General features: G+C 49.7%; 18 protein-coding genes. All 18 read right to left on the bottom strand.

Annotated elements, in window-relative coordinates:
- Positions 1-869: IspD/TarI family cytidylyltransferase (locus tag A7Z29_RS18805; protein ID WP_123058421.1), on the bottom strand; the 869-nt coding region annotated here is incomplete at its 3' end.
- Positions 870-1,036: 167 nt separating this feature from the next.
- A complete protein-coding gene (locus A7Z29_RS18800; protein WP_105290630.1) occupies positions 1,037-2,320 on the bottom strand; it encodes a hypothetical protein in 1,284 nt (427 codons plus the stop codon).
- A gap of 135 nt (positions 2,321-2,455) precedes the next feature.
- A complete protein-coding gene (locus tag A7Z29_RS18795) occupies positions 2,456-3,121 on the bottom strand; it encodes an ABC transporter ATP-binding protein (protein WP_105290629.1) in 666 nt (221 codons plus the stop codon).
- Positions 3,118-3,894, bottom strand: coding sequence for an ABC transporter permease (locus tag A7Z29_RS18790; protein WP_123058420.1), 777 nt, complete (start codon positions 3,892-3,894; stop codon positions 3,118-3,120). Before A7Z29_RS18790 ends, A7Z29_RS18795 begins: the two co-directional genes overlap by 4 nt.
- Positions 3,895-5,037: 1,143 nt before the next feature.
- On the bottom strand, positions 5,038-5,574 hold the full coding sequence (yghD, locus tag A7Z29_RS18785) for a GspM family type II secretion system protein YghD (protein ID WP_105282617.1): 537 nt from the start codon (positions 5,572-5,574) through the stop codon (positions 5,038-5,040).
- 1 nt (position 5,575) lies between these two features.
- Entirely contained in the window at positions 5,576-6,754 is a 1,179-nt protein-coding gene (gene gspL / locus A7Z29_RS18780) for a type II secretion system protein GspL (RefSeq protein WP_105290627.1), read from the bottom strand.
- Complete coding sequence (gene gspK, locus A7Z29_RS18775; protein ID WP_105290626.1) at positions 6,751-7,728, bottom strand: type II secretion system minor pseudopilin GspK; 978 nt, start codon at positions 7,726-7,728, stop codon at positions 6,751-6,753. Before gspK ends, gspL begins: the two co-directional genes overlap by 4 nt.
- Positions 7,725-8,330 (bottom strand): type II secretion system minor pseudopilin GspJ, encoded by a 606-nt coding sequence (gene gspJ / locus A7Z29_RS18770; protein ID WP_105290625.1) that lies wholly within the window; start codon positions 8,328-8,330, stop codon positions 7,725-7,727. The genes gspK and gspJ overlap by 4 nt, the downstream gene beginning before the upstream one ends.
- Entirely contained in the window at positions 8,327-8,698 is a 372-nt protein-coding gene (gene gspI, locus A7Z29_RS18765; protein ID WP_000820131.1) for a type II secretion system minor pseudopilin GspI, read from the bottom strand. Before gspI ends, gspJ begins: the two co-directional genes overlap by 4 nt.
- Entirely contained in the window at positions 8,695-9,258 is a 564-nt protein-coding gene (gspH, locus tag A7Z29_RS18760) for a type II secretion system minor pseudopilin GspH (RefSeq protein ID WP_105290624.1), read from the bottom strand. The genes gspI and gspH overlap by 4 nt, the downstream gene beginning before the upstream one ends.
- A gap of 3 nt (positions 9,259-9,261) precedes the next feature.
- A complete protein-coding gene (gspG, locus tag A7Z29_RS18755; protein WP_001087292.1) occupies positions 9,262-9,717 on the bottom strand; it encodes a type II secretion system major pseudopilin GspG in 456 nt (151 codons plus the stop codon).
- A 16-nt stretch (positions 9,718-9,733) separates the two neighbouring features.
- Positions 9,734-10,957, bottom strand: coding sequence for a type II secretion system inner membrane protein GspF (gene gspF / locus A7Z29_RS18750; RefSeq protein WP_085461170.1), 1,224 nt, complete (start codon positions 10,955-10,957; stop codon positions 9,734-9,736).
- A complete protein-coding gene (gene gspE / locus A7Z29_RS18745; protein WP_105290623.1) occupies positions 10,957-12,450 on the bottom strand; it encodes a type II secretion system ATPase GspE in 1,494 nt (497 codons plus the stop codon). Before gspE ends, gspF begins: the two co-directional genes overlap by 1 nt.
- Positions 12,450-14,510 (bottom strand): type II secretion system secretin GspD, encoded by a 2,061-nt coding sequence (gspD, locus tag A7Z29_RS18740; RefSeq protein WP_000498829.1) that lies wholly within the window; start codon positions 14,508-14,510, stop codon positions 12,450-12,452. The genes gspE and gspD overlap by 1 nt, the downstream gene beginning before the upstream one ends.
- Before the next feature lie 29 nt (positions 14,511-14,539).
- Positions 14,540-15,499 (bottom strand): type II secretion system protein GspC, encoded by a 960-nt coding sequence (gene gspC / locus A7Z29_RS18735; RefSeq protein ID WP_105290622.1) that lies wholly within the window; start codon positions 15,497-15,499, stop codon positions 14,540-14,542.
- A gap of 15 nt (positions 15,500-15,514) precedes the next feature.
- Positions 15,515-15,925 carry a type II secretion system pilot lipoprotein GspS-beta gene (gene gspS2, locus A7Z29_RS18730; RefSeq protein WP_065227660.1) on the bottom strand — a complete coding sequence of 137 codons (411 nt, stop codon included), beginning with the start codon at positions 15,923-15,925 and terminating at the stop codon, positions 15,515-15,517.
- Between the two features lie 65 nt (positions 15,926-15,990).
- A complete protein-coding gene (gene pppA / locus A7Z29_RS18725) occupies positions 15,991-16,800 on the bottom strand; it encodes a prepilin peptidase PppA (RefSeq protein ID WP_105290621.1) in 810 nt (269 codons plus the stop codon).
- A 323-nt stretch (positions 16,801-17,123) separates the two neighbouring features.
- Positions 17,124-21,674: a lipoprotein metalloprotease SslE gene (gene sslE, locus A7Z29_RS18720; protein WP_105290620.1), complete on the bottom strand. Its 4,551-nt coding sequence runs from the start codon at positions 21,672-21,674 to the stop codon at positions 17,124-17,126.
- Positions 21,675-21,851: the final 177 nt, after the last annotated feature.

The raw sequence follows: 21,851 nt of genomic DNA, 5'->3' as shown, positions 1-21,851 counted from the left end.
ATGTCAGTTATATCTACATTATTATAAGAGCGACTTGCAACATCCACATTTGCGCCCAGCAAAATTGCTGAATTTTTTATTTCTAAACCAATACCACTTGTCCCTCCAAAAACCACTAAATTCTTATTTTTTAAAAATGACAAATCATCTTCAGGGTTATAAGATATTTTATTTGCTTCTTGCAATAATTTTTCAGCAATAAAGAGATCTATAGGATGAGTAATTTTTATATTAGCTTCATTTCCTTTAACTGTAGCAACTCTAATCCCCGGTATCATTGATCTAACAACACCACAGTCACAAGTAAATGAGAATCTCTGTTCTTTTATTGCTTTTTGGTAAGCTTTTTTTATTGTGCCAAGTTTAAAAGCTTGTGGTGTTTGCCCTCTACGCATGAAAGCTCTATTGGGTATATTGGAAATACATTCATCATCAAAGACTTCGACTAAAGTATCTGATGAAGGGATTACAACATCGACAGCATCAAATTCTTTGAGAGCATAAATACAGTCATTTATGATGTGTTCATTTATCAATGGTCGAACTGCATCATGAATAAGAATATTACATTCATGACTATACCCCTCTAATCCAACAAGAGCTGAATAAGTTGAATCAAACCGCTCTTTACCTCCAACAAAGACTTTAACAACTTTCTTCCATTTATTTTTTTTGATTATATCCCATGTTAAATGCATATGCTCCGATTGAGATACAATAATTATTTCATCAATATTATTAGATTTTTCAAAAGCATCTATAGTATACTCTATAACAGCTTTACCAGCTAGTTTTGTAAATTGTTTTGGTAGGGTGCCTCCGAAACGAGAACCTGTCCCTCCAGATAAAATCACAGCGATATTCTTCATGTTTCAACCCTAAGCTTATAATTAAAAACTATAATAAGTAAAAAGACAATAAATTACAGATATTGGCTTGATAAAATTTTTGAATTCATAAATGGTGTAGAATTTTAACGCTTTTAGCAGTATTAGTGAGTGCAATTATCCGCGCTCACTAATCAATATGCCCACTTTCATTTAAGTTGCGTTATTTTTTGAGGTTGTTCATAAATTCTTTTTATTTCTTTAACAAACTTATCATTAAGAGTTTCTTCATAACCTAAAATGTAATTCATAGCAAATTTTCTTTTATCCTCAAGATAGTCATTCCCATCTAATACAGAGCTTAGTTTCTCTTCCAATTCATTAAGTGTAGAAAAAGTATAACAATAATCCCCATAAGCCATATTAGAACTTGAGATATTAATCTCTCTATCTTGAGGAATATATACAAATATTGGTCCGTTTCCAGCGAGACATTCACTGATGACAGCAGAAATATCGCAAATGAATATGTTATAAGTAGCTAAAATTGTATCAACAGGAATAGTTCGTGGAATAACAGTAACTCTGTTTTCCTCATCAGAATTATATTGTGCTAAATTAGCATCAAGGTTCTTTAACTCGCTAATTCGTGACCCCGTTATATGGTGAAATTTGGCATCGATATGTAGTTTGAGATTATTTGCAACAGTTTGTATGATACCTCCAGAAATCAACGCAGAAGAATAGTTGCTTTCTTCAAAATGACCTTCCCATGTGGGCAAATAAAGTACGCGATAGTTTCTTTTTTTCCAATTTGATTGGCATGCTTCTATAATTTTTTTACTGTTTGGCCTACCAACTTTATTGAATATCATATGCTGGGTATTAAAATCACTGTTGCGGAATCTATCAATATGTGCTTCTCCTGCCGTCCATATCTCATCATATAACCTTAATCCCTTATGCGCACTAGAGGCCTTATCGCTATCCCCATGTCCAATAAAAATATGATTTAAATAACTAAACCGCACAAGATGTATATTATTTCCTGTGCTTGAAGGATATAAAACAGTATTAGCATACGGCATTTTATTTAAAAGATTTTCAATGTCCTGAGCTCCTTTCGCATAGGATATATATGTCCACGGAAAGTTCATCTTTACCCACTCAAATAAATTCAAATTACGCACTAATATTAGAAATTTAACATTAGTGCGCATCAATACTGCAATCCAAGGTTTTAAATGTGCCACCCCTGCATCAAAATTTTCTCCTGAATGTAAAATGACCCTGATGTCATCTAATATATTAAAATGATCAAGACTATTTATTTTGGGCTTGGTTACGACTTTTTCTTTTTTACTTTCCACTTTTTTTTGTGTCGGTATGTTTTTTTTCGCAACTTGTTTAGACGGCTCTGCATTACTTCGATTTATTTTTGCATCTCTAAAAAAAAGTCTCGGTTTCGTGATTAATTTAGTTAGCTTACTCATTTTATCTCCTCATTTTTTAGATATGTATAATTTCATATACACATTCATATAATTCATGGCGCGAAAGGCAATTTATTAGAAAGGCAATAGCATTCTTTCTTAAACATACAGATTTATGATAAATATACTTAATGATTATATTTTTTGTTCTACAACATACTCCTCTATCCCTTCCTGAACATCCTCAAAAAACCCAACCGCATTATCGTCTTTAAACACAATCGCCACATCACAAAACTCTTTCAATGAATTCAAACTATGTGAAACCATTAAAAAGCTAGACTCTTTATGCCTTTCTTTAAATAAGTGGGCGCACTTCTCTTTAAACCTGGCATCACCGACTGCGGTTACTTCATCGACGATATAATAATCAAACTTAAAGGCCATGCTTAAACCAAAGCCTAAACGCGATCGCATACCAGATGAGTAAGTTTTGATCGGCATATCAAAGTACTTACCGAGTTCGGCAAATTCTTCAACAAACTCTATTTTCTCTTTCAGTTCTTCTTGCTTCGCGTATAACCGCGCAACAAATTTTACGTTTTCGCGTCCGGTTAAACTTCCCTGAAATCCACCAGCGAGGCCGACTGGCCATGATATCGTTTTATTGGTGATGATCTTTCCGCTATCGGGGCGGTCAATGCCACCAATCATTCTCAGTAACGTTGATTTACCTGCACCATTACGACCAATAAAGGCAACGCTTTTTCCTGAAGGGATTTCGATGTTTAAATCCTTAAACACATAGTGTCGCCCCGTTGGCGTGCGATATGACTTCGTCAAATTCTCAATCTTAATCATGATGTCAGCATATCCTCCTCACGAGTTCGGTATAACGCCAGACCAATGAACAGGGTTATCAATGTAAACATTGCCAGGTAGTTCAGACTCACACCTTCGCTTATATAGCCAGGCATGACGGCCTCGCGACTTAACTCCACCACATGTACTAATGGGTTCCAGAGAAGATAAGACCAATATTGCTTAGGAATTGAGTGCAGAGGGAACATGATGCAGGAGATGAAATAAAGGGGCTTAAGAAGTATCGGTAGAACCTTTTGCATTTCGGGGAAGGTTTTACCAACGACCATGAATATTAAGCCAATGCTGCATGAAAGTATGATCAGCAGACTCCAGGTAGCCACAAGTTGTAAAAAATTTGTTATCTCGAAATATTCGCCTGCCATCCTGACAATGAGCATAAGCAGAATATAAACAGCAACGTAAATCAGTGTCTCAAGCAGTGCACGTGCAATGATCGTATCGATGGGTTTTACTGGACGATAATTAAACAGCCCCTGGTTCGCTTCAATAGCGCCGACAGAACGTTTGCTGATACTGCTAAAGATAAAAAAGGGAATCAGGCCATTAAGTAAGAACACCGGGAACGAGATGTCTGGCATCGTGCGGTGCATAATGTAACCAAAAATGCCCAACAGTATCAGCAAATGCGCAGAGGGTTCGAGAATCGCCCACAAATACCCCAGACGAAACTTACCAAAACGTGTTCGTATTTCTCGTAGAAATAATGCCTCTACGGTGACTTTCTGGACTTCAAATCCACTTCTTGCCATTTGATGATGTGCTCCTAATCTCTTCAGGTACGCTACCGCCCTTGGCTTAACAGCTACCAATACACTGGAGGTAATACTTGTTTGTAATTGGATAAAATACGTTCAGACGGTTTGACTTTTTAATAACTGCAAACAATTTCAGCAGAAATTATTTCCGCAGGGATAAATTGTTCTATTTCCGTCTTATTTCTTCTAATCCATTCTTCAGGCATGAATGTATTCGGTCTTCTGGTCATTTCAGAAAACTTGCCGTTTTAGAATGTAGAGTTAATTTCTCAGGAAATTATGCGCAACTCTTTTTGCTTAGCCTGTATGGGTAAAAAAGACGTAAAGCACCATGCATTCTGGATTACTCCGGAACACACTTATTTAAAATGAGTTGTTAATTTCACAAGAAATTATTTTTGCTTTTACTGTTAACTACTGGATTATAACACCACATATAAATTTTATGCGTAGCAACACCTGCAATCTGTTTCACACCAGAACGCACGAATTTATTACCAATTAATTGTTTACTGAGAAACTATTTCCCTATTTAAAATTCACTCGTGTACTTCTTATTTATATCTTCAGCCCCCTCTTTGCGGTCATATTTGTGATATTCATCACATTTAAACAATGTTATTTAAGTCGCAGGAATAATTCCGGCAGCAATTATTGTTGTCGATTAAAATATATGTCTTGATTATTTAGCGCGTTTATTTTAACCAGTGTTACAGCCAGCACTATCCCTCAGTAGATATACCTGAGCAGACATTGTTTCAAATCGACGGATAGTTTCTGTGGAAATTATTTTACTTACTTAAAATTTCCTTTCTGATTGTCTCCAGGAATTTTAGTAATTTCCAGGCTACACAAAATACAGATCACACAAGAATTATCCTATATGTTTTGACCTATCAATTGCCACCCAATGATTCATTACATCTATTAATGGTCATGATGTATTGCCACACTTAAGCATATTTATAGGACGCTGGGCTGCTTCAGGAGAGAACTCGTATCTGTTGTTTTGCAGAACATTCAGTGATGAGAGGAATGGGATATTTCTTATTGCAAAAATATTCAATTCGGTGAGTGGATAAGAAGATTATACACTCACCTTTCGGGCTGAATTTCACAGGGAATTTACTGGAACACTTATCCTCTTATCAACTCCAGTCGCTGCACATTCACCATCCCTGGCTTCTCACCTGCGCTGACATCAATTTGTGTCACCCGCAGCGCATACTTTTCATCCAGCGCGTTTAACCAGTTCAGCAGGTCATTAAACACCACAGGATCTATCCAGACCTGAATATTCTCCCCGCGCTCAGCTATCCGCTTAATGACCACTGAATGCGCCGAAGCACTGTCACTAATGACCCGCGATACCTGCGCAGGCGTTGTTGTGGCGGATTTTCGCGCTGCGATAATATCCGGCGCGGCGCTCTTCAGTCGCGCGTTCATCGCCACCAGTTGCTGCAGCATCGTCTCCTGTTGCTCAATCCGTTCGCTCAAAGGTTGCCAGATGAGGACGTAATATCCGGCGCTAAACAGAAACACCGCCGCAGCCAGTAACATGCCCTTTTCGCGCGGCGAACGCCCCGCGAGATGTTGAGCCAGCCAGTGTTCACCACGGCTTAACTGGCGCTCACGCCATTGCTGAAAATAGTGAATAAATTTATCGCGTAACATGTTATTTCCTCCGCAACGTTACGCCGCCGGAAACCGCATCACCCTCTTTCTGTAACGCGTCCTGTTGCACAACATAATCTGCCGCCAGTGCGCTACGCAGTTTGTCGAAACTGGCAAAGTTCGCAGCCCGTAGCTGGAGGTGAAGCGTCTGGCGTTTTTGATCAAAGGTGAAACCACGCATCTCGATGTCGGAAAGTGACGCTGATTTCAGGGTACTGGCGATCGCTGACAATTCTGCGAGCAGCCGGGTATCGTCGGCCTGTGGGCGATATTTTTTCAGCGCCATCGTCACCTGAGAGCGTAAATTCACAATCCGCTTCTGCTCCGGGAATAGCGTTAAGAACTGTTTCTCCGCCTGGGTGCGGCTTTGCGCCACCTGTTCGCTGACGCTCCATAATGTCACGCCCCGTTCCACTACCAGCGCAACCAGAATCAGCAATATCGGCAGAATCATCACCCGCCAGCGCGCCCACTGTTTTCGGTAGCTGACGCGAGGCTGCCACTGGCCGCTTAGCAAGTTCCCTTCTGGTTCTCCGAATGTGGTAATGGCTGGCAGTGCCGTGATTGTCAGGCGTTCTGCGTCCGCATCAGCCCATGTAGATAGCACTTCCGGCGCAATACCGACCACGGTCAACGAAAGCGGTAAATCCTGCTCATTGAGCTGTGCGCGTAACATGACCGGAGCCAGCGCCCGCCCGGCGCTCCATCCCCGGCACTCATTGATGCGGCAGATAACCCGTTGCGCATCGCCAGCCATATAGCCACAAGGAATGGACATCCAGTCCGGCGCGACGGTAGCGCGGGTGATGCCGTTTTCCTGCAACCACTGCGCAATGTTGCGCATATGCTGTTGGTGAATCACTGCCACGGTTGCCAGTTGCTGGTCGATTTTCAACGGGGCGAAATGCAGTTCATCGATATCCTGGTTCAGCTCTTCTTCCAGTAAGGCGGGCAGAATAGTCGGTATCTGCTTACGGGCGACATCAGGCAGTTCAACCTGCCAGACGCTGATCCATTCGCCGGGAATGTAGAGCCGAATCTCATCAGTTTGCAGCCATTGCTGAAGCTGTTCGTTGTCGACGTCAGGCCAGATACCGCACTCCACGTCGGCGGTACGGCGCTGCCAACGGATGGGGTCGGTGGCGCAAAGCGGGAAAAAAATCTCAAGGATGGAACTCACTCACTTTCTCCTGTCTGATGCCAGAGAACCGAAAAGTGTTGTGGCCCCATGCGGACAATTAACGAGTTCATCGTCAGTTCAATCTCATTCACGGTGATATCCGAACGCAGCCAGAAGTAATTGCTGTCCACGCTCAGGACGGTTTTTAGCTGTTTTTTAGTACGCTCATCGACGTCAGCAAGTAGCGGCTGCGCAAGAAACTGATCGACATCTTCCCAGCCCTTCGCCGGACGTTGTTGTAATAATGCCCGCGCCTGAACAGGGCTTAACCATGGGTCAAACAGCGCCTCAAGAATCACGCTTTGCGTGACGGCTAATGTGTTGATGTTGATTTGCTGGCGGGTCATCGGCAGCGCACAAACCAGCGGTTTCAGTTTTTGATAGAGTCCGGCGTCCATTCCCTGCACCACGCGCATTTCGCTGATATCAGCCAGCGGTTGATTCGCGGCATAGAACGGCACCGAACGGGCGAGATACTCGCTGTCTTCACGCCCCAGACGCGTCTGCACGCTGCGATCCTCGTCAATAAACTCCCACAGGCTTTCGGCTATCAGTTCAGCTCGATAAGCAGGCACATCAAGGCGCGAGATCAGGGCAATCAACTGTTGTACCGCGAGCGGACGCGATGCCGTCGTCGGCTGAGCGAGGGCATTCAGGTTAAAGCAGGCCTGTGCGTCGCGCAGGGTGACGGCAATTTGCCCCTGCGGCAGAGGGAAGAAACGAGGGCCGGATGCCCACGGCTGTGCCAGATGCACGCGTTGTTCATTTTTCAGGCTCAGACTGAGCGCGCTCAGCGCAAGGCTTTCAGCACTGGCGCTGTACCACAGCGCCTGCTGGTACTCCTGCTGGCTGCGCGTTCGCCCAAGTTGTTGTTGCATCCGCCCGGAAAGCGTGATGGTTACCAGCATTATGACCGCCAGCAATATCAGCACCACGACCAGTGCCATTCCGCGTTTTGGTGGTGAGGTGATCATGATAATTGCGGCCCGCGTAACAACCAGATGCGTTCAATCTCGCCCCATTGTGGCGAATGCAGGGTCATGCGCACCGCCACAGGGATCGCCTGCCCTGACGACCAGCTCTCCTGCCAGCGCGTGCCGTCGTAGAACTGCAAACGGAGCGAATCCGCCGGGATTAATTTTTGCGTTGTTGGCTTCACACTGCCTGCTGCATCGGTCAGCGGCCAGGCTAACCGTTCGAGATAACCGTCATGAATGCGGTAACCGACGGTGAGCAGATTACTGCGCGGCAGGCGCATCAACGGATTAACCACACCGCCACGCACAAAGCGCATCCCTTCACTCTCAGACGCCAGCACGCCAGCGCCCGCCAGTAACGCTGGTTCACGCTGCCCCTGCTCGCCTCTTACCGGGCGCGGCATCATTTGTGTCAGATCGTGGGTCAGAAAACTCATCGTTTGCTGCATGAGGTTTAGTTTTTGATCGTGTTCGGCGACGGCGCTATTCACGCGCGTAACGCCGTTTGTCACCTGCTGCGCCATCAGTGCCAGCGAAGCAAAAATGGCTATCGCCACCAGCATTTCCAGTAACGTGAAACCAGCGCGAGTCCTTCTCACTGTTGGCCTCCCACGGCGCTAAACCAGGCGCGTCGTGACTGGATCACCGACGAAAAGTCTTCATGACGGCTGACTTCAATATCCACCGCCTGGAGCAGCGCGTTACCGGTATTCAGCGGTGTAGTTCGCCAGTACCAGCGGCTTCCTGCCATATCGCTCTCGCCCTGATGCCTGACCGCCCGTTGTTCGCGGGTCATCAGGTAGAGCAGTGCGGTCTGGTTTTCAGCTACCCAGCCCGCTACCGTTTTCTCCTCAAGAACCTGCTGATTACTCAGCGCACCGCTGGCAATCTGTAGTACCGCCGTGGCAGCCAGCGCAAAAATCGCCAGCGCGAGCATCACTTCCAGCAACGTAAATCCGCGCTTCATGGCATCCTCTCATCACATTGATTGAGGGATAACGCGCCATCGTGCGCCAGCTTTACCGCCCAACATGCGTTTTGCGCCGCCGAGTAGAAGCGCAGCGTAAACGGCGTGGCGGGTTCAAAAGGCGAGAAGCGGATCTGCGGCGTCTTCTTTTTCGCCTCTTTTTGCAGTTCCAGTTCAATATCATGCAGCGTCAGGCGACGACGTTGCAGCTCCAGCGCATACTCTTTCTGCCAGATATCACTTCCGGGTTGTAACAGCATCTGCACCTGTTTCGGCACCGTAACCTGTGCCGATAACCGGGTCGCAGAAACGGGCAACCACTGCCCCTGACGACGCTGCATAAACTGATAGCCTGGCGGGTCGATTAACACACCGAGTGTTTTCCCTTCGATCACTGCCCTGTCCTTAAACTGCGCAAAGCGAGTCAGAAAATCCTGCGCCGCTTTTTTCGCAGGCGATTCAGAATCGGTCGCAAACGTCTGTACCACGCCCACACTGGCAAGGCCGATAAGGAAAATCACCAGCATGATTTCCAGAAGAGTGAATCCGCGTTCAGGCACTGATTACTGAAACTCCTGCAAATTCCAGTTACCGATATCTGCGCCAGCGCCTTCCCCGTTTTCCTGACCATCCGCCCCTAAGGTGTAAACATCAAACATCCCTTTTTCACCGGGGCTGAGATACTGATAATCATTGCCCCACGGATCTTTTGGCAGTCGTTTAATGTATCCACCTGGACGGTAGTTGCGGGAATCCGCCATATTGGCCGGTTGCTGGATCAGCGCCTCAAGCCCCTGCTCGGTGGTCGGATAACGCCCGTTATCCAGTCGGTACATATCCAGCGCGTTTTCCAGCGCCACGATATCGCTGATGGCTTTTTGCCTGTCCGCTTTTTCTTTGTTGCCCAGCAGGTTAGGCACCACCAGGCTTGCCAGAACGCCAAGAATAACAATCACCACCATCACTTCCAGCAGGGTAAAACCTGCCCGTGGTTTTTGTGTGCGGGATAACGAATTCATGTGATAACTCCGTAAATTACATTCCAACCATATTGTTCAGTTGCAGCATCGGCTCGAGGATGGCGATGACGATAAACAGCACCACGCCCGCCATCATCACCACCAGAGCAGGCTCAAACAGCCCCAACGCCAGCCCCACCTGGGTATCAAACTCCCGCTCCTGGTTGACTGCGGCCTGTTCAAGCATGGTTTCCAGCTCGCCGCTCTGTTCACCGGAGGCGATCATGTACAACATCATCGGCGGGAACAGGCGAAGCTCCGCCAGCGCGGCGCGCAGACTGCTTCCTTCGCGAACGCGATCTGCCGCCAGCAGCAGTTGTTGCTCGACATAGCGATTTGCCGACACGGCGGCAGCGGTCTGAATGCCTTCCAGCAGCGGAACACTGCTGGCGGTGAGGATGCTTAACGTGCGGGAAAAACGCGCCGTATTCAGTCCGCGCGCAACACGCCCCGTCACAGGCAGGCGCAGCAAAGTTTTATCCCAGCGCAGCCGCATAGCAGGATTTTTGAGTAACCGTTGCCCCAGCACCAGAAGCCCCAGCAAACCTACCAGCCAGTAAACGCCGCTGGTCTGTAACGTGTCGCTCATGGCGATGAGCATTCGGGTGGAGGCAGGCAGCGCGTGTCCGAGATGATCAAACTGTTCGATGATTTTCGGCACCACTGCCGTCAGCAAAATAGTGACCACGCCCGTTGCCACCACCAGCAATACCAGCGGATAGAGCATGGCCTGCAGCAGGCGTGATTTCAGGCGCTGCCGCTGTTCGGTGTAATCCGCCAGGCGATTGAGCACCACATCGAGATGCCCGGATTTTTCTCCGGCAGCCACCATCGAACAAAACAGAGAATCAAAGACGCGGGGATGTTCGCGCAGGCTGTCCGACAGGGTATAACCTTCCTGAATCCGGCTGCGTAGCGCCATACCGAGGCTTTTTACATGCAGTTTTTCACTTTGCTCACTGACCGCCTGTAAGCAGGTTTCCAGCGGCATTGCTGCCTGCACCAGCGTTGCCAGTTGACGAGTGAACAGCGCCAGATCTGCCGCCGCCACGCGACGATGTGCGTGTCGCCGACGCTGCAACATTCCCCCTGACGAAGCATTCAGCCGGGCTTCAATGTGCACGGGGATAAGCTCTTTACCGCGTAACAATTGACGGGCATGACGTGCTGAATCCGCCTCAATCATGCCTTTGGTTTTGCGACCATTACGCTCCAGCGCCTGATAGTAAAACAGTGCCATTACGCCTCCATGGTTACCCGCAGAACTTCATCGAGAGAGGTTTCTCCGGCGAGCACTTTCTCAATGCCATTGCTGCGGATGCCCGCAGAGTGTTGCCGGACATAACGTTCCAGCTCCAGTTCCCCGGCCTGACGGTGGATCAAATCACGCAATGTGGCGTCCACCACGATCAACTCATGGATGGCAGTACGCCCGCGAAAACCTTTGTGATTACAGGCGGGGCAGCCCTGCGGATGGTACAGCGTGACAGTACGCGCGTCGGTAATCCCCAGCAGGCGTTTTTCTTCGTCAGTGGCAGGCGCGGGCTGGCGGCAGTCGGGGCACAGCGTGCGAACCAGTCGCTGCGCCATCACGCCCGTCAGACTGGAAGAGAGCAGGAAAGGCTCCACGCCCATATCCTGCAAACGCGTAATCGCCCCCACCGCCGTGTTGGTATGCAGCGTGGAAAGTACCAGGTGTCCGGTCAATGACGCCTGGACGGCGATTTCTGCGGTTTCGGTATCGCGGATTTCACCGACCATCACCACATCCGGGTCCTGACGCAAAATCGCGCGCAGGCCACGGGCGAAGGTCATGCCGACGCGGGTGTTGACCTGCGTCTGACCGATCCCTTCAATCATGTATTCGATGGGGTCTTCAACCGTGAGAATGTTGCGCGAGTGGTTGTTCAGCTCCTGCAATCCGGCGTACAGCGTGGTGCTTTTGCCGGAACCTGTCGGCCCCGTCACCAGAAAGATACCGTGCGGTTTGTGTAACAGCTGGCGCAAATGCGCGGTCAGTTCATGACTCAGCCCCAGACGCTCCAGCGTCAGGCGGGCCTGGTTTTTGTCCAGCAATCGCAGTACCACGCGCTCGCCCCAGGCGGAAGGCATGGTGGAGACACGCACGTCAATCGCCCGACCGCCCAGCAGCAGCGCAATGCGTCCATCCTGCGGTACGCGCTTTTCGGCAATATCCAGCCGCGCCATCACCTTGATACGCGATACCAGCAGCGAGGCCAGTTTGCGCCCCGGACGCAGCATTTCATGTAATGTGCCGTCAACACGAAAACGGATCACCAGACTCTTTTCAAACGTCTCGATGTGGATATCCGAAGCGCCTTCTTTAATCGCCTCTGCCAGCATGGCGTTGATCAGTTTGATGATCGGCGCATCGTCGTCACTTTCCAGCAGATCTTCCGTTTCCGGCAGTTCTTCTGCGAGGGTAAAAAAGTCCTCGGCAGAACCGAGATCTTCCATCAGCTGGCGAGCCTCGGAAGAGTCCCGCTGCCAGACCGCATTCAGCCGCTGTTCAAACTCGGCCTCATCGATTTGCCGCAGCGTAAAGGGCGCGTTCAGCCCCCGTTGCAGCTCCTGCAAAACAGAGAGCGACAACGGGTGGACATGGAGGATCTCCAGCGACGATTCGCACCATGCCACCAGGCTAAACCGACGGCTGAAACTGTAGGGCAGACGCACGGTGTTAGCGGTGTTTTCCTGTGCTACAGGCACCATTAACGCGTTCTCCCGGCATTAAGGAATGCGCGTACTTCCGGCGGTAAGGCCTGGTTTTGCGCTGGCAGTACCGGCTGCGCGGTGTGCGGCATCAGGCTTAAGCCTTGCTCATCGCGATAGATCTGCTCGGCACGCATATAGTTATATTTGCGCTGCGACACGCCGTCTGCCGCCATACCGTCACGCAGAATCGTCGGGCGGATAAACACCATCAGGTTACGTTTTTCTTTTTTATCTGCCGTCGATTTAAACAGGTTACCAATCAACGGGATATCGCCCAGCAACGGCACTTTCGCCACACTTTCTCCCGCCTGGTCGTCCATCAGACCGCCAAGCACAATCAGCTCACCATCGTTAGCCAGCACGGTGGTTTTCAGTTTGCGCTCGCCAAACACCACGTCGAGGCTGGTCTGTCCTTCCACCTTCGAGACTTCCTGCTCAATCACCATCTGTACCGCGTTACCTTCGTTAATCTGCGGTGTGACTTTCAGCATGATGCCGACTTTTTTCCTCTCTACGGTGTTGAAAGGATTGCTGTTATTGGAGCCAACGGTAGATCCGGTTAATACCGGAACATCCTGCCCCACCATGAAGAAGGCTTCCTGGTTGTCCAGCGTGGTGATGCTCGGCGTGGAGAGGACGTTCGAGCTGGAATCATTTTTAACCGCCTGTACCAGCGCCATCCAGTCGCCTTTCACCACGCCAACCGCCGTACCGCTAAAGCCGGAAAGAAGCTGGGCGAGCGTGGAGAGATCGCCGTTGGTATCCGGATTAATGGTGGTTGCGCCGTTTTCACTGATCACCGTCGAGCCTTTCTGCGGTTTCGCCTGAGAAATGGCTGCGCCCAGCGTACCGATAGGGATCTGCGTACCATTAGCAAACTGCATTAATCCGGCATCTTTCGACGCCCACTGCACGCCGAAGTTGATATTGCTGCCTTCGGCAACTTCCACGATCAACGCCTCGACATGCACCTGAGCACGACGGATATCCAGTTGTTCAATCACGCTTTGCAGCGACTGCATGATGTCCTGCGGCGCGGTAACAATCAGGGCATTACTGTGTTTGCTGGCGGCGATGGAGACAACCTCACGCCCGCTACCAACCGTGCCTTCCGCCTCTTCTTTGGCGGCGGTGAGTGTGCCGCTGACCTGTTTCAGAACATCGACCAGATCTTCGGCTTTGCTGTATTTGAGATAGAACACCTGGCTGTTGCCGCTGCGCTCCATTTCTGAGTCCAGACGACGGATCAGGCGGCGCATTTTGTCCCGCGTGGCAGGGTCACCACTGACAATCACGCTGTTGGTGCGTTCATCGGCGACAATCTGTGATTTCAGCGTCGCTGGCTGGTTCTCGCCGCTGTTTTTAGTCAGGCTTTCCAGCACGCGAGCAATTTCCGAAGCCGAGGCGTTATCCAGCGGGATCACCTCTTCGGTGCGATTACCCGCGTGATCCACGCGCTGGATCACTTCCGTCAGGCGCTCCACAACGGAGGCGCGTCCGGTGAGCATAATCACGTTGGAGGGATCGTAATTAACGACGTTGCCAGAACCTGCGCTGTCGATCATCTGGCGCAGAATCGGTGCCAGCTCGCGTACCGACACATTGCGTACCGGCACCACTTTAGTGACCATTTCATCACCCGCGTAGTTGTCGCTACCTTCACCGACCAGCGGCAGCGGCTCGACTTTCGCGGCGCTGGATTTCACCACCTTCAGCACGTCGTTTTCCATCGGTACGACGGCATACCCCTGTGCTTCCAGCAGGTTAAGGAATAGCTGGTAATACTGGCGTTCATTGAGCGGGGTCATGGTACGAATACTCACTTTCCCCTGCACGCCCGGCCCCATAATGATGGTTTTATTAAGGTTAGCGCCGACGGTTTCGATGAACGATTTCAGGTCGGTATCTTTAAAATTGGCGGTGAAAGTGGCTTCTTCCGCCCAGACCGGTGAACTGCATAATGCCGCTGCCAGCACCAGCGGCAGTAAACGCTTTTTTGTTTTGAGGCCAGTTGTCTTCTTACGCCAGACCGACAACGTAATATCACGCCAAAACACGATGAATGATTCTCCTGGATTAAATGCGGTTAGCGCAGCGCGATGGAAATGTCGTAGCGCGCACCCTTGCGTAAAACCGTAAGTTGAATGGAATCCATTGAAGGTAACTGCCGCATCAGAGCAATCATTGCTCGCGGATCAGTAAAATCCTGCTGATTTAGCGCAATGGCGATATCGCCGTCCTTGAAACCGCTGGCATCGAACAGAGAACGATCTGCCCCCGGTTTCACTGCATAACCGACAATCCCCTCCTTACGCACGGGCGTAAGCTGGATATAGTTAAAAATTTTCTGCGGATCTTTCGCCAGCGCCTGACGCACGGCAACCGGGATCTCAACTGGCGCACTGGCAGCAGGCTCAGCAACAGCTTGCTTTGCTTCGTCACTAACGGCTTTTTTGTTGGTCACGGCTACGGTGGAACGCTCCTCTTCTGCCAGACTCAGGCGCTCCATTTTTCCCTGATAGCGCAGCATCACATGGTCGCGATTGATTTCCTCAATCACCGCGTTGTGAGAGCCAAGCCGTTCCCCCTGTAAATAGACCTGCTGTTTGCCGCCTTCTTCAATAACCGCGCCGGGTCTGGCACCAAAGGCGATCCCGCGCAGCACCACGTTAAGACGCGTTTCTGCCACAGGCGCAGGTTCGGGTTGTTTTACCGGCGCGGCGACGGGCTGATATTTGCCAAACCAGTTTTGCTGGCTGATTAATTGCACGTCTTTTTGCTCAAACGTTTTTGCATCCGCACGTGCCGGTTTATTCACCGATGGGGAAACCGCCGTATATTCCGCAGAAAAGGAGATATAGCGCCAGAGTGAATATGCCATTTTTGCAGAAATAATAAGCAGCATCAGCCAGAACATCGCGCGTACAATTTTTCGCAGATGCTCTTTGTCTGTATTAAGAGATTGTCTCTGGCTAAGAGTGTGACGAATTTTAGTCAGCCACTGAATGAGATAAATTCGTGCGTCACGAAAAACAACCCGCGCCAATTTATATACCCGACGTTATGCTTTGACTATTCCACAGGTGGTACGATCCAGTTTCCGCTGATACTGGTTACCTGTACGTGTATCATTAATCGTTATGCTGTAATTAATTCCCTCAGTGATCATTAATTTCACCGTCGGGTCAGCGCACATTTGTCGTTGATAGCTGGTTAAAAAGGCGTCAGGCGTCTGCGTGGTTTGTGTACCCGCTTCGCTGATAATGGTCATTTTTACCGTCGCACCGCTACTTTGCGCCAGCACTAAGGTATATCCCGCAGATTTAATCGGCAGGTTTTGGCTGATATTTTGCGCCTGTTTTTTCGCCAGTAAACTGGCATTTTCATTATGGCTGGCGCAGCCACTTAATAATCCTGTAACGCTCAACAATAGCGATATTAATACCCTCCCTGGCATTTGTTTTATCGACATGGTTAATAATCTCTAAGGTTATTAATAAGAGTAAAAATGTCACTTCGATAATGACGTTGTTATCATTAAAGCAATGCCTGTAGATAAAGTGTTGCTATACCGCCCAGACTTAAACATGGTCCAAAAGGCAGTGTGGTTGATCCTTTCTTTGTAATAACGGCATATATCAGGCCGCAGCATGAGGCGATTAAAGCAACATTGGGCAGCGACAACGCCCCCACCCAGCCACCTAAAGCGGCGAAGAGTAATACATCGCCCATGCCTAATGCTTCTTTACGCAGAACTATTCCGGCTATCCAGCGCAGCGAGTAAAAAGAGATAAACCCCACCAGTACGCCAGTAACTGCGTCTTGTAGCGTGAGCGGACTCTGCTGCGCCCATGCCGCAATAAGTCCTGTCCACAATACGCCCTGAGTAAAAACATCGGGCAGCCATTGGTGATCGAGGTCGATGACACTCGCGGCAATCAGCCAGGCGGATAATATCATCACCGCCAGCCCCCATCCACTTTCCGGCCAGACCAGACTCGCCAGCAAAAAAGCGAGTGCCGTCAATAACTCCACCAGCGGATAACGCTTGCTGATTTTCGTCTGACAGTCGCGGCAGCGCCCTTTGAGCATCAGCCAGGAGAACAGCGGAATATTGTCACGAACGCGGATGGTCTGCTGGCAATGCGGACAGTGCGAACGTGGCAGCGCCAAGCTTATTTTTGACTGCGCACTCGGAGTTTCCCCCTGAAACTCCGCCATTTGTTGGCGCAGCATGATGGGGTAACGCCAAATCACCACATTCAAAAAACTGCCGATGATTAATCCTCCAACGGTTGCCAGGATGGGCATCACCGCTGGATATTGCTGAAAAACATCAAAATGCATGGTTAAAGGTTGTTTGTTGTAATTTGCCGGATGCGGCGTAAAACGCCTTATCCGGCTTACAGGAGTCTGCCAACGCAAGTAATCGCGGCTTTTCCTGTAGCTCCGATAAGTTGGCACATCGGGCATATGTGTTAACCCGATGCGCCTTATTTCATGCCGGATGCGGCGTGAACGCCTTATCCGGCATACAGGAGTCTGCCAACGCAAGTAATTGCGGCTTTCCCTGTAGACCCGATAAGCTGGCGCATCGGGCAAATGTGTTAACCCGGTGCGCCTTATTTCATGCCGGATGCGGCGTAAAACGCCTTATCCGGCATACAGGCTTACTCGGCAGACATCTTATGCTCGGTAACCGTATTAATGGTTTCCGGCCCTTTTTCCGGTTTCGGCAGACCAAGCGCCGCGAGCGTCTTGTAAGCCGACTGGCTCACACCGCCCTCGAAGTTCATCTCGCTCACCCCCGGCAACTGGTAAGCATTCGCGCCCGGATTCCATTTCTTAAAGAACTCCGAAAGATCCGTCTGGGCTACCCAGGAGGCGCACAGCATCAGCGTGTCGGCAGCGTTACCGTTGGATTCAGCACAATAATTCTTGCCGCCGAAGGTGTTGTCGCCAACATCATCGCCGCGTGCTTTACGGTGCATCAACTGGAACAGGTTCCAGCCTTTCATCCCTTCACGATCGCTGTAGAACGCTGGCAGGTTGCCCTGCGGATACCACTTCGTGATATCAAAGTTTTTCTCTGCCCACTCCTTCAACTGTGCGTACATCAGCAGACGGTCACCCGCACCGCCGCGTGCCCATGCCTGACCGTTGCTCTCGTTCAGATATTCCGGCGCGACGGTAATATCGTCAGCGACACGGTTCATCTTGCCCAGATAGCGATCCTGCATGTACAGCGCCAGCACGTTGTTCGCTACTTCAGTTGCGCCCGGTACAGTCAGCGGCGTTTCTGCAGCGTTGTGCCCCACTTCATGCCAGATCAACCAGTCGTTCAGCGGCGTCGTCGGCAGCGTGGTGCTGTTCGTCGAGAAGCTGCTGTTCATCACCGGATAACCAGAGTGCGCATCACCGATGGAGATCTGCACATCGTTGGCGAAACGATGTTTATGCCCCGTCAATGCTTTATAGGTAAACATCCGGTGCTTACCGCTCGTTTCATCACGACCGTAGAAGTCATTCATCGAGCTGGCAAAGGTATCCAGATCTTTAGCGAATTCTGCTACACCACCAGTGAAATTGCTGGCCTCAAGGTTCTTCTTCGGCGTGGTATAAACGAAAGCGTCTGACTCCAGCTCGCCCAACGGCGCAGGGGATTTCAGATCGTTTTTCCATTTACCGTCTTTATAGAACGGCGCTTTTACCACACCGGTAAAGGTGAAGCTGGCAGATTTATTATTCTCCTTGCTGTCGCCCTTGATATAAATCAGACCACCGTAAGGAACCGTAAACTTCACCGTGCCATTAGCCTCCAGTGTATACGTTTTAGTCACTCTCGGCGGACGGTTCAGCGCGACCTCATGCTTCTCACGCCCGGTCAGGTCGTCGGCCAGCGCCACGGTGACAGTCACAGGAACGTTCGCATTGGACTTAATGGTGACCTCTTTCTGAGCCGGAGCCCACAGACCAGTAGACTGCATGTTACCCGCAAACCATTTGGTCGGATTCGAGTACAGGCTGATGGTTTCAGTAACATTCTCACCTTCAGCCGATACTGCTCCCGGATACTTCTCGACATCAACTTTGATGTTCAGATCCCACCAGGAACGCCCCAGCATCAGGCGAGTCAGCGGTTTTTCCATATAGTTGAGCGGATAGCTCGGGTTCATCATGCCCGCTTTGGCAGTATTATCTCCGTAGATCATCTTGTTATCGACAAGCGATTGTTTCAGCTCTGCGGAGCACTGCGTGCCTTTGGTGTAAGCATTGTTGGCGTAGCAGTTCAGGAACTCGGTGAACGTTTTAAAGCCCAGCTCGTCATCCTTGCTGCTGTCATAGCTGTATTCAATTTCATTCCACAGCCAGACCGACATGTTCTGGTACAGACGTTCCAGATCGACGCTGCTCAGACGCTCACCTTTGCGACCATTGGTACGGAAATAAAGCTCGTGCTGATACAGGCGCTGAATGTTGGTGCCTAAATCCGCCGCCTGCACCATCGCTTTCGCGGTGTCGGCGCTGAGATTCAGTTGCGTATAGCGCGGAACATACATGCCCCCGGTTACCGGAACGTTCGTGCCAGGACGATGTTCCAGGCAGTTGACCTCGTAGTGGTAGTCAGGATCCTTACACACCTCTAATCCAGGAAATGCCTTAAGGATTTTTGCCTTTGCCGCCTCCAGGGACTCGTTTGTTTCATGCTCCGCCTCATCAATAAAGGCATAGCGCTTGACCTGTTTGCCATCAACATCTTCCAGCCAGCTGGCCACTTCCAGTTTCGGCTTGTCATCAGGCTTGTTTTCTTGCTGGTATTTCCAGATAACTTCTTTCGTTGTTTCATCAATGGTATACGGCGGTTTACCGTCGACAAACGGATAACGTTCATATACCCAGATACCTTTTTCGCGCTGCTGACGAACGCGATCCGGATACCCCTGAGGATCGTTATTCACCACCGACTTGTTGAGTGCCATTGACAGGCCTGCGGCATCAAGCAGACGCACAAAGCCGGACGCACTTTCTTCCTTAAGATTGCTCATCACGTTTTCCATGATCAGCACCGATCCGCCTTTGTTCAGATAGGCGATCAGATCCGTCACATCCTGCTGAGTCAGCTTCGGTTTGCTGGTATCTGCACGCAGCGGGATTGCATAGGGATCGCCAGACCACTGAGTCACATACTCAAAGCCGTTGAGGATCAGCAAAGGAACTTCATCTGGATTCAGATTGCCATAACTGGTCAACGGTTTAACCGTGATACCTGCGAAATCCTTATGGAAAGCAAACGGTGCACTATTTCCTAATACCTGACCCGCTTTTTTGAAATAAACCGTATCCAGGTTAGTGCCCACGGTCATGCTGGTTTTCGCGTCCGGCAGCCAGCGTTCATTTGACAGATAGCGCAACACGTTCTCCATGAAGTTCTTCATGTCGTCCGGATCGCTGTCGAGCGTACACTGTCCGTCGCTATTAACCCCCCCGTTCCAGCTGTAACCGTTCGGGCAACGCAGGATGCTGTTGTAGTGCGGGTTACCGATAACCATCAGTTTGCCCTCACCAACTTGCCCCAGCGAGATAAACGGCAGGTTGAAGGTGGCAGTTTCGCGTGTCACGTTCTCCGGTCGCACAATGGAAGGCGCTTCCGTAATGTACGCCAGCTCGTTTTTATCCCAGGCGCGTTTTTCGCCAAACGCCAGCCAGTAGTTTTTATCATTACGCGCCATCAGAATCGGGAATGCCGCGTTGGAGATATTCACCACCGCCTGACCACGCGCATTACCGGTGCTACCATAGAAGTTGGTGGAGTCATGGAAAACATGGAATTTCGTCACTGATTTGTAATCTTTATCCACACCCCACAGCTTGTTGATAACGCCCTGAATCTGACCTTCGTTAACATTGCGAGCAGTCAACGAGAACCAACGTTGAGAGTTGCAGCCCCCAAGGGAGTCACAAATCGCCGTATCAATCTCTTTAGCCTGCCCGGATTTAAGTTGCTCAAGAAATTCGTTCTTCCGCTCAAAGGTTTGATCGCCTTCGCTCAACGTCTCGCCATTGGATAACGAGAGATTGATAATCTCGTTGATCACGTTGGGATACTCGGCAAAGACCTGGCGCACTACATCCGGCACTTCACGCTCATCATTTTTTCCGGCCTGGGAGTAACGATGAATAAGTTGATCGATATTTGCCCCGCGAACTTCATCGCCCAGTTCCGTCAGTGCAATAGTCGACTTATTGCCGCGTACTGAGCCCAGTTCAAAGGTGTCGATGCCAAAGGAGATGGTTTCACCCCAGCTGAAGTTGAATTTGCCGTTTTCGCCAGTTACGCCACGGCCTGAGCTGGTGTAGTAATTTACGCCAACCACACCATTGCCCATGCTGTCGACCAGGCGACCTTCAGAAAGAATGATTTCCGTAGGTTGATACTGATAAAACTGTTCCGCGTTAGCCGACACGAAGGAAGCGTTCAGATCCGGTTTTGTTCCCGGCGTCGTGACGGGCACTACCGGTGAAGTATGAGTGGATGGCGCCTTATCGGTCGCGGCATTGTTTTCCACCTCTTCATTGACCAGCTTTTTGAACTCTTCTGGTGCCAGATCGATTTGCTTATACAGCGAGTCGAAGCGTTTACTCTCCATCACCGAGGAGAAGGTCAGGCAAACCTGTTCTGTATCCGCCGGACAACTGTTCATGGAGGTTACCAGCGAGAGCGCATTGCTTTTCTTATCGTCGGACTCCGCCAGTTCTTGCGAGTCCTCAAGGCTAAACGACACTTTTTCAACCGCACGCAGGCTACGCGCAGCTTCTGACTGAGTGTTGAAGGTGGCAATTGTCGTGTTACCCGCCACGCAAGTAACGTCCTCGCCAGGTGTAAAAGTAAAGCCGTCGCTGGATTCACCATTACATTTAGCACCGATTACCCGCTGGCTTCCGCCCAGGGTCAGATAACCCGTTTTCGTCGGAACAGGTTCTGGCTCCGGTTCTGGCATTGGCTCTGGATCAGGTGTCGGGTCCGGAGTAGGTTCAGGCTCCGGCGTCGGCTCCGGGTTTGGTGTTGGATCAGGTTTCACTTCCGGCAAAGACCCTGTTCCAGAATCTACAGGCGGAGTATCGGAGGACGATCCTGAACCACCGCCATCACAACCGGCTAACAGGGTTGCGCTCAAAATAGCCGCTAAAAGCGATTTCTTATATTTAAATTTCTTATTCATTAATAACGCAAGTGACAAAACAAAGTTAAAAGATTCGTAACTGGGGAAATAGTTTTATGCTTTATCTTCTCTAATAATTTCCTCCATTCTTAAGAAAACTGCATTATTGATAACAAAACAGGTGAAATTTATAAGAATATCCCCTATACGATGCCAGTCGGGGTATTTATCAAAAGA

The organism is Escherichia sp. MOD1-EC6842 (genome assembly GCF_002965705.1).
Lineage (GTDB): Bacteria > Pseudomonadota > Gammaproteobacteria > Enterobacterales > Enterobacteriaceae > Escherichia > Escherichia ruysiae.
This window is presented reverse-complemented; position numbering and strand designations above follow the sequence as displayed.

Bases quoted from the DNA above. Each gene is read 5' to 3' on its own strand.
- gspI (WP_000820131.1), bottom strand. From the start codon at position 8,698: ATGAAGCGCGGATTTACGTTGCTGGAAGTGATGCTCGCGCTGGCGATT.
- A7Z29_RS18795 (WP_105290629.1), bottom strand. From the start codon at position 3,121: ATGATTAAGATTGAGAATTTGACGAAGTCATATCGCACGCCAACGGGG.
- A7Z29_RS18790 (WP_123058420.1), bottom strand. From the start codon at position 3,894: ATGGCAAGAAGTGGATTTGAAGTCCAGAAAGTCACCGTAGAGGCATTA.
- pppA (WP_105290621.1), bottom strand. From the start codon at position 16,800: ATGCATTTTGATGTTTTTCAGCAATATCCAGCGGTGATGCCCATCCTG.
- sslE (WP_105290620.1), bottom strand. From the start codon at position 21,674: ATGAATAAGAAATTTAAATATAAGAAATCGCTTTTAGCGGCTATTTTG.
- gspK (WP_105290626.1), bottom strand. From the start codon at position 7,728: ATGATCACCTCACCACCAAAACGCGGAATGGCACTGGTCGTGGTGCTG.
- gspE (WP_105290623.1), bottom strand. From the start codon at position 12,450: ATGGTGCCTGTAGCACAGGAAAACACCGCTAACACCGTGCGTCTGCCC.
- yghD (WP_105282617.1), bottom strand. From the start codon at position 5,574: ATGTTACGCGATAAATTTATTCACTATTTTCAGCAATGGCGTGAGCGC.
- gspS2 (WP_065227660.1), bottom strand. From the start codon at position 15,925: ATGTCGATAAAACAAATGCCAGGGAGGGTATTAATATCGCTATTGTTG.
- gspF (WP_085461170.1), bottom strand. From the start codon at position 10,957: ATGGCACTGTTTTACTATCAGGCGCTGGAGCGTAATGGTCGCAAAACC.
- A7Z29_RS18800 (WP_105290630.1), bottom strand. From the start codon at position 2,320: ATGAGTAAGCTAACTAAATTAATCACGAAACCGAGACTTTTTTTTAGA.
- gspG (WP_001087292.1), bottom strand. From the start codon at position 9,717: ATGAATTCGTTATCCCGCACACAAAAACCACGGGCAGGTTTTACCCTG.